The 15,028-nt window shown below is 43.9% G+C and carries 18 protein-coding genes; 14 read left to right on the forward strand and 4 right to left on the reverse strand.

The features are described from left to right. The first annotated feature begins 113 nt into the window (after nucleotides 1–113). Nucleotides 114–743, forward strand: coding sequence for a sporulation protein (locus F6K38_RS24805; protein WP_287357792.1), 630 nt, complete (start codon nucleotides 114–116; stop codon nucleotides 741–743). Between the two features lie 2 nt (nucleotides 744–745). On the opposite strand, the gene F6K38_RS24810 is transcribed toward F6K38_RS24805, so the two are convergent. The 3 genes from F6K38_RS24810 to F6K38_RS24820 are packed head-to-tail and all read right to left on the reverse strand — an operon-like array spanning nucleotide 746 to nucleotide 3,111. After that, entirely contained in the window at nucleotides 746–1,630 is an 885-nt protein-coding gene (locus tag F6K38_RS24810) for a fructosamine kinase family protein (protein ID WP_287297130.1), read from the reverse strand. A 13-nt stretch (nucleotides 1,631–1,643) separates the two neighbouring features. Next, a complete protein-coding gene (locus F6K38_RS24815; protein ID WP_008188045.1) occupies nucleotides 1,644–2,927 on the reverse strand; it encodes a M16 family metallopeptidase in 1,284 nt (427 codons plus the stop codon). A gap of 22 nt (nucleotides 2,928–2,949) precedes the next feature. After that, nucleotides 2,950–3,111, reverse strand: a complete 162-nt coding sequence (locus F6K38_RS24820; RefSeq protein ID WP_154659908.1) for a hypothetical protein — start codon at nucleotides 3,109–3,111, stop codon at nucleotides 2,950–2,952. An 80-nt stretch (nucleotides 3,112–3,191) separates the two neighbouring features. On the opposite strand from F6K38_RS24820, the gene crtD reads away from it, so the two are divergent. The 10 genes from crtD to F6K38_RS24870 all read left to right on the forward strand — a co-directional run bounded on the left by crtD (nucleotide 3,192) and on the right by F6K38_RS24870 (nucleotide 11,438). Further along, a complete protein-coding gene (crtD, locus tag F6K38_RS24825) occupies nucleotides 3,192–4,796 on the forward strand; it encodes a C-3',4' desaturase CrtD (protein WP_008188044.1) in 1,605 nt (534 codons plus the stop codon). Between the two features lie 129 nt (nucleotides 4,797–4,925). Next, on the forward strand, nucleotides 4,926–5,870 hold the full coding sequence (locus F6K38_RS24830; RefSeq protein ID WP_008188042.1) for an RpnC/YadD family protein: 945 nt from the start codon (nucleotides 4,926–4,928) through the stop codon (nucleotides 5,868–5,870). A 518-nt stretch (nucleotides 5,871–6,388) separates the two neighbouring features. Then, nucleotides 6,389–6,568 (forward strand): hypothetical protein, encoded by a 180-nt coding sequence (locus tag F6K38_RS24835; RefSeq protein WP_287252886.1) that lies wholly within the window; start codon nucleotides 6,389–6,391, stop codon nucleotides 6,566–6,568. Nucleotides 6,569–7,324: 756 nt separating this feature from the next. Further along, a complete protein-coding gene (locus tag F6K38_RS24840; protein WP_008188040.1) occupies nucleotides 7,325–7,630 on the forward strand; it encodes a PqqD family peptide modification chaperone in 306 nt (101 codons plus the stop codon). Next, nucleotides 7,614–8,060 (forward strand): lasso peptide biosynthesis B2 protein, encoded by a 447-nt coding sequence (locus tag F6K38_RS24845; RefSeq protein ID WP_008188039.1) that lies wholly within the window; start codon nucleotides 7,614–7,616, stop codon nucleotides 8,058–8,060. Before F6K38_RS24840 ends, F6K38_RS24845 begins: the two co-directional genes overlap by 17 nt. Next, entirely contained in the window at nucleotides 8,057–10,075 is a 2,019-nt protein-coding gene (locus F6K38_RS24850; protein ID WP_008188038.1) for a lasso peptide isopeptide bond-forming cyclase, read from the forward strand. Before F6K38_RS24845 ends, F6K38_RS24850 begins: the two co-directional genes overlap by 4 nt. A 119-nt stretch (nucleotides 10,076–10,194) precedes the next feature. Further along, nucleotides 10,195–10,392: a lasso peptide gene (locus tag F6K38_RS24855; protein WP_008188037.1), complete on the forward strand. Its 198-nt coding sequence runs from the start codon at nucleotides 10,195–10,197 to the stop codon at nucleotides 10,390–10,392. A 102-nt stretch (nucleotides 10,393–10,494) separates the two neighbouring features. Then, the gene (locus F6K38_RS24860) at nucleotides 10,495–10,692 is read left to right on the forward strand and encodes a lasso peptide (RefSeq protein WP_008188036.1); all 198 of its coding nucleotides are present in this window, start codon (nucleotides 10,495–10,497) and stop codon (nucleotides 10,690–10,692) included. Nucleotides 10,693–10,779: 87 nt separating this feature from the next. After that, on the forward strand, nucleotides 10,780–10,983 hold the full coding sequence (locus F6K38_RS24865; RefSeq protein WP_008188035.1) for a lasso peptide: 204 nt from the start codon (nucleotides 10,780–10,782) through the stop codon (nucleotides 10,981–10,983). 257 nt (nucleotides 10,984–11,240) lie between these two features. Then, nucleotides 11,241–11,438, forward strand: a complete 198-nt coding sequence (locus tag F6K38_RS24870; RefSeq protein WP_008188034.1) for a lasso peptide — start codon at nucleotides 11,241–11,243, stop codon at nucleotides 11,436–11,438. Here the strand turns inward: F6K38_RS24870 and F6K38_RS24875 are convergent. After that, nucleotides 11,430–11,558, reverse strand: coding sequence for a hypothetical protein (locus F6K38_RS24875; RefSeq protein WP_267872087.1), 129 nt, complete (start codon nucleotides 11,556–11,558; stop codon nucleotides 11,430–11,432). The genes F6K38_RS24870 and F6K38_RS24875 overlap by 9 nt on opposite strands. Nucleotides 11,559–11,710: 152 nt before the next feature. Here F6K38_RS24875 and F6K38_RS24880 point away from each other — a divergent pair, with 152 nt between their 5' ends. The 3 genes from F6K38_RS24880 to F6K38_RS24890 all read left to right on the forward strand — a co-directional run bounded on the left by F6K38_RS24880 (nucleotide 11,711) and on the right by F6K38_RS24890 (nucleotide 14,884). Beyond that, a complete protein-coding gene (locus F6K38_RS24880; RefSeq protein WP_008188033.1) occupies nucleotides 11,711–12,646 on the forward strand; it encodes a hypothetical protein in 936 nt (311 codons plus the stop codon). Nucleotides 12,647–12,660: 14 nt separating this feature from the next. After that, on the forward strand, nucleotides 12,661–12,867 hold the full coding sequence (locus tag F6K38_RS24885; RefSeq protein ID WP_287262769.1) for a hypothetical protein: 207 nt from the start codon (nucleotides 12,661–12,663) through the stop codon (nucleotides 12,865–12,867). 199 nt (nucleotides 12,868–13,066) lie between these two features. Further along, entirely contained in the window at nucleotides 13,067–14,884 is a 1,818-nt protein-coding gene (locus F6K38_RS24890) for an ABC transporter ATP-binding protein (RefSeq protein WP_008186043.1), read from the forward strand. The last annotated feature ends 144 nt before the right edge of the window (nucleotides 14,885–15,028 follow it).

The raw sequence follows: 15,028 nt of genomic DNA on the forward strand, positions 1-15,028 counted from the left end.
CCTTTTTCTATATAGTTTATTACTTTTTTTCTGAAATCTAGACTGTATGGCATTGCTGTCAGTTATTGAAAATATACCCTTTTCATTTTACCTCATCACCGTCTTATCCTTAATTGAAACAACTATATCTAGTTACCGAATACTTGCGGGAAGAAGAAGATACCTCAATCACAGAGGAATGCATATTAATGCAATATCGCCTCTCGGAACGCTTCAACTTGGAGGCAAAAGAGGAAATAGTTATTCCATTTTCGTTTCCCCTCCCTGAGGAAACACCACTGACATTAACCAGCCAACCAGTATATTTACGTACTGGCTTAGATATTCCCATTGCCGTTGACCCGAAAGACACCGATTACATTGAGGTACATCCACACCCGTTAATGCAAGCGGTGTTTGATGCATTAGAAAACCTAGGATTTCAACTTCATGAAGTCGATTGTCAGTATAATACTCACTTCGGGGGTAGATATCCATTCGTCCAAGAGTTCGAGTTTCGTCCCATGGGTAAGTATCAGGGTAGCTTGGATGAATTGGAAATCATTTTTTCTCTCTACTCAGAAGACTTAGAAGTTTTCTTAGAAATAGATAAACGAGCCCGTGGATTTGGGGGTTTTCTAGAAGAAACATTCGATCTAGATGAACGTTATGTCCAATTTCAGGTAACACTCGATGACCTCAATCTTCCTATGGGTGAATTAGAAGCAATGATTGAGGAGATTATTGAGAGCCAAATTAATTAGAATTAATCCCTCAAAATCTGATCAATCATCCGGTTAGCTTGGGATTCATAACCACTACCAAAGAGATTAAAGTGATTGAGGATGTGGTAAAGGTTATAGAGGTTTTTCCGCCGTTTGTAACCTTGCTCTAAAGGCCACACCTCGTTATAGCCTCGATCAAATGCTGCTGGGAAACCACCAAACAATTCGGTCATCGCAATATCAACTTCGCGATCGCCTACATAAGTAGCAGGGTCAAAAATTACTGGTTCTCCCGACATGGTAATAGCCGCATTACCACCCCATAAATCACCGTGTACTAAGGAAGGTTGAGGCTGATGATCCAGTAATTTAGGAACTATTGCCAGTAATTGGTCTTGTTTCGGGAAATGACCACTGCGACGCCGTGCTAGCTGAAACTGATAACCCAGGCGATACTCTACAAAAAACTCTACCCAATCCGACATCCATTGATTAACTTGTGGTGTCGAACCAATAGTATTATTTTGATTCCAACCAAACTTACCCATCTCGGTTGAAGCTTGGGGAGTAGCAGCCTGATGCATGGCTGCTAACTGATGTCCCATTTTTACCCAAGACTCGGTACTGTTACCGCCACCAAGGTCTAGCCACTCCAAAACAATATAAGAACAATCCACGGCAGTACCATAGCAAATTGGTTTGGGGATTCGGATAGTCTGAGTTGCCACCATCTGCTTTAGACCGAGGGCTTCGGCCTCAAACATATAGACAGCAGAGGCAGAATTGAGTTTAACAAAATACTTATTAGTCTTACCGACCAGAGCATAACCCTGATTAATACAGCCACCACCAACAGATTGGCGCTGGTTAATCTCAAAGGTTTCACGAGTGACTTGGCTTATCTGGTCAGCAATTTCTTTCCACATCTTAGTCTATTCCCTACTCCCTGTTCCCTGTTCCCTTTGCGATCACAATACCATAAGCATGGGGAGACAGATACTGCTGTGCAGCCTTTTGGATATCAACAGCACTAACTGATTTAATATGACTAGGGTAATTCAGTGCTGGTTCTAAATCCCCGACTTGGGAGTAATAGTAACCATATAAATTGCTGCGAGCACTTGGTTTTTCATTACTAAAGATAAACTGATTGGCCACTTTGGTACGAATCCGAGCAATCTCTGAGTCTGATACCAATTCTGTCTGACAGCGATGGATATGGTTTGCGATCGCATTCTCCACCTCTGCCAAATTCTCAGCTGGCAGTTTAGCAGAAATATAAAACACCCCTTGCAGCCGCTGAGTGATATTACTAACCCCAATTTGAGTAACCAGTTGCCGTTCTTCTCGCAAATCCCTAAACAGCCTGGACATACGACCTCGTCCTAAAATTCCTGCTAGCACATCCAAAGCATAGGTTTCCTTCAACTCAGGTATACCAGGCACCCGCCACACCATCACCAGCCGCGCTTGTTGTAAAGACTCATCCACATACTCCCGACGGACAATGTTCTCGAAAGCTGGTTCTGGGGTAAGGTTTGTTCTATCTTCTATCGTCCTTGGCTGTGCTTGACTAAATCCATTGCTGACAATTTCAATTAATTCCGTAACTGGCAAATTCCCCACCACTGCCGCAGTCATAGACCCTGGTTGATACCACCTACCATGAAAGTCACGCATCTGCTGAGGCTGGAGTTGTTCAATCACCGAGGCAGGTCCGAGCACAGGACGTCGATAGGGTAACTGGTCAAAAGTAGTCTCCATTGCCCATCTATGGGTGCGGCGGCGGGGATTATCCTGGGAACGGCGAATTTCTTCCAAAACTACCATTCGCTCCTTTTCAAAGCCATGGTCAGGAATACTAGGATTGAGTACCACCTCTAGCTGTAATGGTGCAAGCTCGGCAAAATCTTTAGGAGCTGTAGTGATGTAATAGTGAGTGTAATCCTGACTTGTAGCCGCATTAGTTACGGCACCCCGTTGCTCAATCAGCCGCTCAAACTCACCACTTTGCAATTTTGGTGTGCCCTTAAACACCATATGCTCCAGAAAATGAGCCATACCATTAATCTGATCCGATTCCATTGCGGAACCGACATTAATCCAAACATTCAGATTCACAGCTTCAACAGGCATCTGCTCCGCCACAATGGTTAACCCATTCGGTAGCTTTTCAACAGTGGGAGCATTGAGGCAGGGAGTATTGAGCAAACTGGAAGTCATTAAATTAATCACTGATTGACCACTATTTATTCATAGTAATCTTTCCGTTTGATATCGCGTTTTTGATATCGGGAATCGGGAATCGCGAATCGCGAATCGCGAATCGCGAATCAGGATTAGCCACGATAACACCACACTTCCTATCTCCCCATCTCCTTATCTCCCCAACTCCCCATCTCCCCATCTCCCGATTCCCCACTCCCAAACGCCATGGCTCAAGGTAGAATTATGATAAGAAACATTAAGAAATGCAAATAAACCACCATGGTAAGCACTCAGGGCGGTAAAGGTAAGGTAGAATACACCAATAAAGAATTCCCGCAGAAAAAAGACCAGAAAAAAGTAGTAGTAATCGGTGCAGGAATTGGTGGACTAACCGCTGGAGCACTCCTTGCTCGCCGAGGCTACCGTGTGGTAATACTAGACCAAGCCCTAGTACCAGGAGGATGCGCCTCCACCTTTAAACGTCGGGGCTTTACCTTCGATGTTGGTGCGACCCAGGTAGCTGGCTTAGAACCTGGTGGCATTCACAAACGCATCTTTGATGAACTGGAAGTAGACCTGCCAGCCGCTACCCCCTGTGACCCTGCTTGTGCGGTATTTCTTCCCGGTGAAACCGAACCAATTAACATCTGGCGGAACCCGGAGCAATGGAAAAGAGAACGAGAACGCCAGTTTCCCGGTAGTGAACCCTTCTGGCAACTGATGGCAACCTTATTCAATGCCAGTTGGAAGTTCCAATCCCGTGACCCAGTGCTACCACCTCGTAATTTATGGGACTTGTGGCAATTAACCTCAGCAGTGCGTCCTGATACCTTAATTACCCTACCTTTTACCTTCATGACCGTAGCCGATGGGTTGCGAGGATATGGCTTATATGGGAATAAGCGTCTGAAAACCTTTCTGGATTTGCAGCTGAAGCTTTATTCCCAAGTCGATGTTGATCAGACAGCACTGTTGTATGCAGCAACAGCCTTAGGAGTTTCCCAGGAACCCCAAGGGTTATTTCATCTCCAAGGTAGTATGCAGGTGTTAAGCGATCGCTTAGTAGAAGCCCTGGAAAAATGGGGGGGTAAGCTACTAATGCGCCACACCGTTGAACAGATCGAAACATCAGCTGGTAAAGCTACTGGTGTTTCGATTCGCAATCAGAAAACAGGGGAAGTTTGGACAGAACCAGCGGATGAGGTAGTTGCCAATGTTACGGTGCAAAACCTAGTCAAATTATTAGGTAATAATCTACAGAGCTTCAATGGAACCTCGATGGCAGGCTACTCGATGGCAGGCTATAAATATCGAGTCGATAAATTACCTTCACCATCCGGTGCGTTTGTCATCTATCTTGGGGTAGATAAACGTGCAATTCCTGATGGTTGTCCTCCCCATCTTCAGTTTCTCTATGACTACGATGGACCAATTGGCGAGAATAATTCCTTGTTTATTTCGGTTAGTAAGCCAGGAGATGGACGAGCACCAGAGGGAAAAGCAACGATTACTGCCTCATCCTTTACCGATGCTGCCATGTGGTGGCGGGGGTCCAAGCAAGACTATGACCGGTTAAAGGAAGAGTATACAGAAAATGCGATCGCACGTCTTAGTCAATACTTTGATTTAACACCAGAGACCATCATTCACCAAGAAGCAGCAACCCCTCGCACCTTTGCCCGTTATACTGCCAGAGAACAAGGCATTGTCGGAGGGATAGGGCAACGGATACCCACCTTTGGGCCCTTTGGCTTTGCCACTCGCACACCCTGCAAAAGTCTGTGGTTAGTAGGAGACTCCACTCATCCAGGAGAAGGAACAGCTGGGGTCAGTTATTCTGCCCTTACCGCTGTACGGCAGATTGAGACATCATTTTGTTTGTAGGGGCGCAAGCCAAGAGTCCCTAGCTTGGGTAAAGGGGTTTTGGTCTCAAATGTCAAGATCATATGGATCTGTTTTTGGCCAGACCAGCTGTGAAAGGCTACTAACACCAACCCCAAAGAGTTAGGATTAATGACCCGACAGCCTCATGATCAATTTGCCAAACAGTATCTAACGGAGTTGTTAACAGCTCACGGTCAGGTAGAAGTCAGCCGAGAACTAACCAGTGAAGTGCGTCAAGTGGATATTTGGTTTCTACCAACAGCTTCTGAATCCACAGCACCCCAGGAAATTGGATTGCTCGGTCAGATGGCATCAACCGCCTGTTTATTGGAACCGTTCCGCAATGCTACAGGAATCATGGCAGTGCGCAATTGCCTGTTGAAGTTGTTTGCCCTCTACAGTGACCTACAGCGGAAGGCACGACGAGAGAAAAACCTGATCAGTGAAACCGATTTGCCCTGTTTATGGATTTTGTCCCCTTCCTGTTCAGGCCAGCTGTTGAACGGGTTTGGTGCAAAACTTGATAATTCCGGTAATTGGGTCAAAGGAGTTTACTTTTTGCCTGAGTGGTTCAACACAGCCCTGGTGGCCATTAACCAGCTACCTGTTACCGAAGAAACCCTGTGGTTAAGAATTTTGGGACGCGATCGCACTCAAGCGCAAGCCATTAATGAGTTGCTGGCACTGCCTGATCGACACCCAAAACGACGTAACATCTTAGAGATTCTGGCTAACTGGCGCATCAAAATAGACAAAATAGGAGAAAGTGAAGATTTAACTGAAGACGACAGGGAGTTAATTATGAATTTATCACCAGCTTATTTGCGTTGGCGGGAAGAAACCTTAGAGCAAGGCCGGGAACAAGGCAAGGAACAAGGAAATTTAGAGGGACAGCGCCTGATGGTGGAAAATCTACTAGCAGGGCGATTTGGCACTGTTGATCTCGAATTATCCCGAACCATTGAGCCTTTGATGCAGTTGCCGATCACAGAGCGTACTCAGGTGCTGCTTAACCTGTCCAACTTGTCCCGTCAGGAACTGTTGGACAGGTTTGGAGACAGTCGATCGGATTGATACTGTTACCGTTCAATGGTATGGTGGTGGTATTTCGGTTGTATTCCGGTATCACTGGGTCAAGACTGACACAAAACTGGTCACCAAACCCACTTATATGATAGGGGCGCACGGCGTGCGCTCCTACTTGCTGTTTTTATTTACCACTGCAGCTACCAGAACACTAGCTCAAAGCTAAAGACTGTTATAGCATTTCCAAATGAGATGTAAATTTGTATGGTCTTGTTTTCTTGTCCAATAAAACTCTGTATCTCTTTCCCATCTTGCCTTTTGCCTCTTAAATGCAAGCCAATTCCTGCCATAAGGTGTTTACAACCCAGATAAAAACGCCCTGAGCTGTTGGCGTAGCGTGGGCGTAGCCCATAGGCTGTTAGCTTCACTGCCCTTATCCTGACCTTATATAGCAGCAAAAGTTTTTCTGAAAAACTGTCCGGAATTTACTTGGAAGGGAGAGAACATTTAATTGAAGGCAAGGAAAAATTAAAGTGATGACAACAAAGAGTTAATTAGAGTTAATTATGAATTTATCATCAGCTGATTTCGGTGGCTGTGAACCAATGTTACAAAAGATTGCTCCAAATGTGTGGGGGATTGTCTATCGGATTAAAATGCGATCGCTCTTTAACTCCACCTCCAACCTTGTAAATTTACTTTTATCCCATAAAATAGTTTTACTGTTTACATCATCAAGGGGATAATTTACAGAGTTTGCTCTCTTTTTTTATTAATTCAATAAAGAATTAAAGTTTTATTAATATCTCCGACAATTAGTTTAACTATTGGATGAATTAGGCTACAGTTAAATTAAATCAAAAAACTTAAATTTTAAATAGTATTACTCCCTATCAATTCTGACTTCTTCATAACAGTATAAATGCTGTAATTCAATCTTATATAGCAGTCGCCCGGGCAGTTAGGACATGACAAAAGTCTCAAACCTAAGTAAGCGCAAGAGTTTGACTTCTGACTTCTGCTATAAATACCAATATTCACAAACTATTCACACAATATTTATACATTTAAATTGTGAATCTGGGCTGATAGGAATAGGTCCAAATGGGGAGATGGTGGACCGGCTTTTGCACAAGTGGATCGAGCTGAAATTTAAATGCCTATTTGCTTATAGCAATTATAAATAGGTTGCGAACTATCACGGGAGCAGTATGACCGCACTAGCAATGATTTTGGGGTTATGAATTTTCACAACTCGTTTATAAACGCGCTTATCGATCAATACTAGATAAAGCAATACTAGAGCAACTAGCTCACCACTAACTCCTCAAACTAATCAACTTATGTATTTACTATACCATGACTTTACTAAAAGTAACAACATTCAGGGCTAATCAACGATAGTAATTTGGGTAATTACTCTCAATCCATTAATTATAAGCCCAGATAATTACCTCACTAGTTTTATAGAACAGCAATAATTACTTGGAGAATAAAAAATTATGAGTTTGGATTGTACTATCTCAAAATATTCAATTGTAGTAGCAGCTCAAGAGCAACTATCTTCTGATATTGGAGGAGAGGCAATCATCCTCGATATGAAGTCGGGAGTTTACTATGGCTTGAATACCGTAGGTGCTAGCATCTGGAATCTGATCCAGGAACCGAAAACTTTAGATGAAATTCGCAATGCACTGCTAGCAGAGTACGAAGTTGAGCCAGAAAAATGCGATCGCGATCTGTTGGCATTACTCCAAGAATTCGCAGCAGTTGGGCTAATTGAGGTAAAAGATGAAGCGGTTGCGTAAGTTCTTGCGCCTTACTAGTAGAGAACGTCAACTTGTGATTAACACGTTCATTTTACTAGGATTAATCAGACTAGGGCTATGGTTACTACCATTTCACAGATTGCGGCAACTGGTAGCAAAAATCAGTCAGCCATCACCTCAAGCTCAAAGCGTAAACCAAACTAACCTAAGCAAAATTGTCGGAGCTGTTAATCTCAGCAGTCGCTACATGCCAGGTGGTGTTAAGTGTTTAGCTAGAGCATTAACCACACAAGTACTAATGAGTCGCTGTGGTTACTCCCCTCAACTCAGAATTGGTGTTGCCAAAGGGGAGGGAGGAAAATTAGAAGCTCATGCATGGGTGGAAAACCAAGGACAGGTTGTGATCGGCTATCTCAGAGACCTTTCACGGTTTACTCCACTACCATCGTTTAAAGGAGGCAAACTATGAGTGGCATTGTAGGGATTTACTACCTCAACCAAGAACCAATAGACCGGGAAAATATTGGGCAAATGTTAGATATCCTTGCCCACCGGGGACCAGACGGAGCAGATATCTGGTGCGAGGGGTCTGTTGGTCTCGGTCATCGGATGCTTTGGACTACTCCTGAATCGCTGCTGGAAAAGTTACCTTTAGTTAATCACTCCAAAAATTTAGTGATTACTGCTGATGCTCGGATTGATAATCGAGAAGAACTGATTGTTGCTCTAGAGTTGAACGACCGTCCAGCAGAAAAAATTACCGATAGCCAACTGATATTAGCCGCTTATGAAAAATGGGGAGAGCAGTGTCCAGAAAAACTATTAGGTGACTTTGCCTTCGCTATCTGGGATAAGCACAAGCAGATCCTCTTCTGTGCTAGAGACCATGTTGGGGTTAAGCCTTTCTATTACTATCACCAATCCGGTCAAGGGTTTATTTTTGCCTCTGAAATCAAAGCACTCTTCTGTTTACCCTTCGTGCCAAAGCGTCTTAACGAAGTCAGGATGGCTGACTATGTCGCCCTGATGATGGAAGACAAAGTCATCACCACCTATGACGAGATTCTGCGGCTTCCTCCTGCTCACACCATGGTCGTTAGTCAGTCAGGAATAGAGCTAAACTGTTACTGGTCTCTAGACCCCAATCGTGAGCTAATATTAGACTCTGACGAAGCCTATGCTGAAGCATTTCGTGACATCTTTACCGAAGCAGTTCGTTGTCGTCTCCGTAGTGCTTTTGCCATTGGTTCTCACTTGAGCGGTGGATTAGATTCTTCCTCAATCACTTGTGTAGCCAGGAAACTACTGGCTGAAACAGGAGATGCTCAATTGCACAGCTTCTCCAACATTTTTGACAAAGTCACGGAATGTGATGAACGTCCCTTCATCAATGCGGTTTTAGAACAGGGTGGACTTATTCCCCACTATGTCCATGCTGATCAGTTTGGTCCGCTGTCAGACGTTGACGAAATTTGGGAGTATGAAGACGAAGCCTTACTTGGCCCAAGTCATCATTATCCTTGGCGACTGAATCAAGCTGCTCAGCAAGCAGGGATGCGAATTGTTTTAGATGGTCTCGATGGCGATAATGTCGTGTTTCATGGTGTGTCTAGATTGACAGAATTAGCCCATCAAGGACAGTGGGAAACCTTTGTCCAGGAAGCTGAAGCATTTTCTGAACATTTTGGTAACTCACCCCAAGGCTTGCTTAAACACTACAGTATCCTACACCTAAAAACACTGGCGAAGCAGTTTCGCTGGATTGCCTTTGGAAAAGCTGTACATCAGATTCACAAGCGTTTTGGCATCTCCCGTAAGCACCTGTTGCTCAATCATGGACTCAAGGCGTTAGTTCCGGAAGCAATCAACCAACTTTGGCGAAAGTGGCGCAGACAAGACAAGTCAGCTAGTTCTGTTTCACCTCTGGTTAACCGCAACTTTGCTGAGCGCATTGGTATTGATCAGCGTATTCAAGCATTGGACAAGTCAGATCAACCATCACTTACAGTCAGAGAAGACCACTGGCGTAATCTAACCCAAGGTATATTTCCCCTAATTCTAGAGCAGCTCGACCGCTACAATGCTGCATTTTCCCTCGAAGCTCGTCATCCCTTTATGGATAAGCGGTTACTTGAATTCTGTCTAGCACTGCCTTCCGAGCAGAAACTCTACCAGGGATGGAGTCGGATGGTGTTGCGCCGTGGGATGGCAGATATTTTACCAAAAGCTGTCCAGTGGCGAGGAGGCAAAGCCCATATGGGTCCAAACTTTATTCACGGTCTGCTCACCCTAAATCGTCAGGTGTTCGACGACGTGATCTTGAATAAGCTTGAACTCATTGAAGGGTACGTTGACACAGACTTTCTGAGACAAGTTCATCGACGCATGACCTCAGGAGGCAGGGTGCGAGAAAAAGACTGCATGACAGTCTGGCAGGGAATCATCTTGGCCTTGTGGCTTGACCGCACCCAAGCGACACCCTAAGTCTAACTTGGCAGGGAATCTGCTTGGGATTGTGGTTTGGGCACAACCTTTGAAACACCGTAAGTCCAATTCAGGCTGTAACTACCGTAAACTACTATCAGCAAAAGGAAAGTAAAACCATGCTAAAAACTTACACTACACCAGAGATGATTGTTCACGGTTCTATTGAGGAGCTCACCGAAATCAATGGGCCTGATCGGATTGCAGATGTCCTGATTTTCAATGGTGATTTGGCTAATCCTGCGGCTGAATCAGATGACTCAAGCAGCCTAGACTGCGATAACAATGGTAATTGTGATCCGTTCAAACTACCGTAACAGGATTACTACTGGTGATAGTGAGTAATTAGTGAGTAATTAATAGTTTAACTCAGGGTGTGACTACCTTAAACCCACAATAAGTACAACGAAATTAACACCATGCTAAAAACCTACACTACACCAGAAATGATTGTTCACGGTTCTATTGAAGAGCTGACCGAAATCAGTGGACCTGATCGAATGGCAGATGTCCTGATTTTCAATGGTGATTTGAATAATCCCCAGGCTCAATCAGATGACTCAAGCAGCCTAGACTGCGATAACAATGGTAATTGTGATCCGTTCCAACTACCTTAACAGGATTACTACTGATGATGAGTAATCAATAGTTTAATTCAGGGTGTAACTACCTTAAACTACAAAAATTACAAGGAAAGTAACACCATGGTAAAAACCTACACTACTCCAGAGATGATTGTTCACGGTTCTATTGAGGAGCTCACCGAAATCAATGGACCTGATCGGATTTCAGATGTGCTGATTTTCAATGGTGATTTGGCTAATCCCGCAGCTGAATCAAACGACTCAATCAGCCTAGACTGCAATAATGGTAATTGTGATCCGTTCAAACTAGAAGACCGTCAGTAACACGATTACTACTAGTGATGCTGACTAATCGGCGTTGCTGAATTAAGGAATGAATGCGCGATCATTTGGTTTTATTGAAGCCCCCTAAATCCCCCAATTCTGGGGGACTTTGATAGTTTTGTTCCCCCCAAGCGAGCAATCCCTCGCTTGGGGGGCTAGGGGGGCAAAACCATACCCAGAATCAGCAACGCCGACTAATCAATAGTTAAAATCAGGGTGTGACTACCTGAAGCTACCGTCAGCAAAAGGAAAACACCATGGAAAAGAGCTACGCTACACCAGAGATTATGGTTCACGGCACCATTGAGGAGCTAACCCAAATCACTGGGCATACTCGGATTGCAGATGTCCTGATTTTCAATGGTGATGTGGCTAATCCCCAAGCTGAATCAGATGGCTCAAGCAGCCTAAACTGCGATAACAATAATAATTGTGATCCGTTCAAACTACAGTAATACGATTAGCACTGGTGATGGTAAGTACTGAATATTAGTAGAGCTATCACCAAGGGCGACAAAGGCATTATTTACTACTAAATTATCTACTACTAAATTATCTACTACTAGCAAGATCATCCCTAGGCAACTCCCACTTAGGTTGCCTAGGAATCCCCAACTCGTTAGTCCTGCAACACTGACTCAGCAGAAGGGTCTTGGCTAGAGTGAGGGGATGCCTTTTCTGCTATCAAGTTCTCCGATCAAGTTTAACCTGCTCCTAAGTATCAATTATGTACATCTATACGGCCTACAACCTTTGTATTCACTCAGAGATTCCCTTACTCGAGCTGATCGAGTCTGATGGATCCCCTGATGTGATCATACGTTTCGGGAAATTGAGTCATCTTCCTCCAGAAACAGCTAATTGGAGCAACCGTGTTGTTGGGGAATTGCATGGCAAAGCAAAGGTTTTGATTGAAGATGGGCGAGAGATTACTATCGAACCTGTGACAGGAGCGGACAACTCTAAGCTCAGCCCTAACATCCTTGGAGCTTGTATGTCTGTGGTGCTGCGACAGCGCGGATTGCTAGTACTCCATGCTAGCAGCATTGTGGTCAACAATCAAGCGATCGCATTCATGGGTGGGTCAGGCTGGGGTAAATCCACCTTAGCAGGAGCCTTTCATGGTAAAGGTTATCAGATTATAACTGATGATGTCATGCCTGTCAACCTTGATGACGGTTATCCTTTGATTATTCCTAGCTTTCCTCAGATTAAACTTTGGCCATCAGCAGCAGATTCTCTAGGACACAATTCTAATAACTTACCTCCTCTTTACCCAAACGCACCAAAGCTTTCCTACACATTCACTGATGGGTTTCAACGCACTGCTGTACCCCTGAAGCGGCTCTATGTATTGGCCAAAGGAGACCAACATCAGATTACCAAGCTAACGCCTCAACAAGCTTTCCCTGAAGTAGTCCGTCATAGCCGTGATGTAGATGTGCTAATTGCTCCAGACTGTGTTAGTACTCATCTGCGTCAGTGCGCCAGTCTGATTAAGACTGTATCTATCTGTCGCTTCACCAGAAAGCCTAATCTGATGGAACTTCCTGATCTAGTGGCCTTGGTGGAGAAAGATATCGAAGAATTAACTACTTCTGATCGTAGTAAAAACCATACCCTCAACACTAAAGTTCTTGCAGAAGTCGGGAACAGGGAATAGCACAAGAGAGGGAAGTGTGGGAAGTGTGGAGAGATGGGGAGATAGGGAGATGGGGAGATAGGGAATCAGATCAGCACTGGCGTGGTTTCTTACCTTCACGACTGCATGAAGACAATACTTTTATAAGAGGTCTAGTAAAGCTTCACGCCTTTTACCAAGTAACCTTAACCCAACTAACCTTCAACCTTAAACCAACTAACCTTCAACCTTCAACCAACTAACCTTCAACCAACTAACCTTCAACCTTCAACCTTCAACCAACTAACCTTCAACCAACTAACCTTCAACCTTCAACCAACTAACCTTCAACCAACTAACCTTCAACCTTTAACCAACTAACCTTCAACCTTTAACCAACTAACCTTCAACCTTTAACCAACTAACCTTCAACCTTTAACCAACTAAACCTTAACACAAAAAATGGGAGCAGGCAAAACCTTAAGAACAAAAATCCAGCAAACATTACGCCTTTTGCCTGCACTGCGTCTAGTCTGGCAAAGCAGTCCCTTTTGGACAGGAGCTCGCGTAGGACTTTTGCTGGTTCAGGGGATATTACCTCTACTATCAATTTATCTTACCAAACTAATAATTGATACAGTAACTGACGGATTCATTACTGCTGATAAACAAGCCGTCTTTCGTGATGTTTTACTTTTCCTAATCTTAGCCGGTACAGTTACACTTGTCACTACTCTTTGCAACTCCTTAGCTGAAGTAGTCAATACTGCTCATTCTCAGCGAGTGACTGACTACATGCAAGGGATTATTCATGATAAATCCCTAGAAGCTGACTTGGAGTACTACGAAAATGCCCGATACTACGATACGTTACAAAGAGCTCAACAAGAAGCGCCCTACCGACCGCCCCGAGTCCTAAATCGTCTCACACAGATAGCTCAAAATAGTATTTCCTTGTTGGCGATGGTGAGTTTATTACTCTCCCTCCATTGGGGAATTGCTGGGATTTTATTTATTGCTGCCATGCCCGCGATGGTGGTGCGGCTAAAATACTCTCGGGTTATCTATCGTTGGCAGCGCAAAAAAACACCCATGGAACGGCAATCCATGTATTTGGGTTATATGCTAACCTCAGACCAGTTTGCTAAAGAAATTCGCTTGTTTGATTTAGGGGTTTTCTTTACTGACTGGTATCGTCGCATCCGAGAGCAACTTTATAAAGAAAAAGTAGCCATTGCTACTGGACGATCCTTTGCTAACTTTTGTGCTCAAGCCGTTGCAGGAATGTTAATCTTTTCTGTCTATGGCTTTATTGTCTATCAAACTGTCCATGGAGATTTGCGCTTAGGAGATTTAGTGCTGTATCACCAAGCGTTGCAGCGGGGACAAAATAATATTCGAGCGTTACTAACTAGTATATCTGGTCTTTATGAAGATAATTTATTCTTAGCTAACCTCTACGAATTTCTGGATCTAAAACCTAACGTTGTTGAACCAACTTATCCCAAACCAATTCCCCACTCCATGAGCCGTGGTATTGTTTTCGATCATGTTAGTTTCCAATACGGTACTACAACTCGTAAGGCACTTAAAAACATTAACCTTACAGTGCGACCAGGGGAAACTATCGCCCTAGTAGGAGAAAACGGTTCCGGTAAAACAACCTTAATTAAACTCTTGTGTCGTTTGTACGATCCAACCGCTGGCAGCATCACCATTGATGGGATTGATATCCGCAATTTTAAAATAGCTGACTTACGCCGCCAAATCAGTGTGATTTTCCAAGACTACGCTAAATATAATTTTACGGCTAAGGAAAATATCTGGTTAGCGGACATTGATTTGCCACGAGATCACGAAACTATTATTGATGCTGCTCGTCGTTCTGGTGCTGATGACGTTATCACTAGTTTACCCCAAGGGTATAATACCATGCTGGGGAAATTATTTGACCAAGGGGAAGAACTTAGTATTGGTCAATGGCAGAAAATAGCCTTAGCACGAGCTTTTCTACGAGACTCTCAGGTTATTGTATTAGATGAGCCTACCTCTGCTATGGATCCTAAGGCAGAATACGAGGTGTTTATGAAATTCCGCGAACTGATCGAAGATCAAGCTGCTATTCTGATCACCCATCGCTTATCTACTGTAAAAATGGCTGACCGAATCTATGTGATGGACCAAGGTTCAATTGTAGAAAGCGGTACCCATGGGGAACTGATGCAGTTAGATGGTACTTATGCCCATTTGTTTGAAACTCAGGCTAAAAATTATCGCTAACTTGAAGGTAAGCAGTGAGCTATCAGCTATCAGCTATCAGCTATCAGCTATCAGCTATCAGCTATCAGCTATCAGCTATCAGCTATCAGCTATCAGCTATCAGCTATCAGCTATCAGCTATCAGCTATCAGCTATCAGCTATCA

This window comes from Moorena sp. SIO3B2, from assembly GCF_010692525.1.
In the GTDB taxonomy this organism is placed as follows: domain Bacteria; phylum Cyanobacteriota; class Cyanobacteriia; order Cyanobacteriales; family Coleofasciculaceae; genus Moorena; species Moorena producens.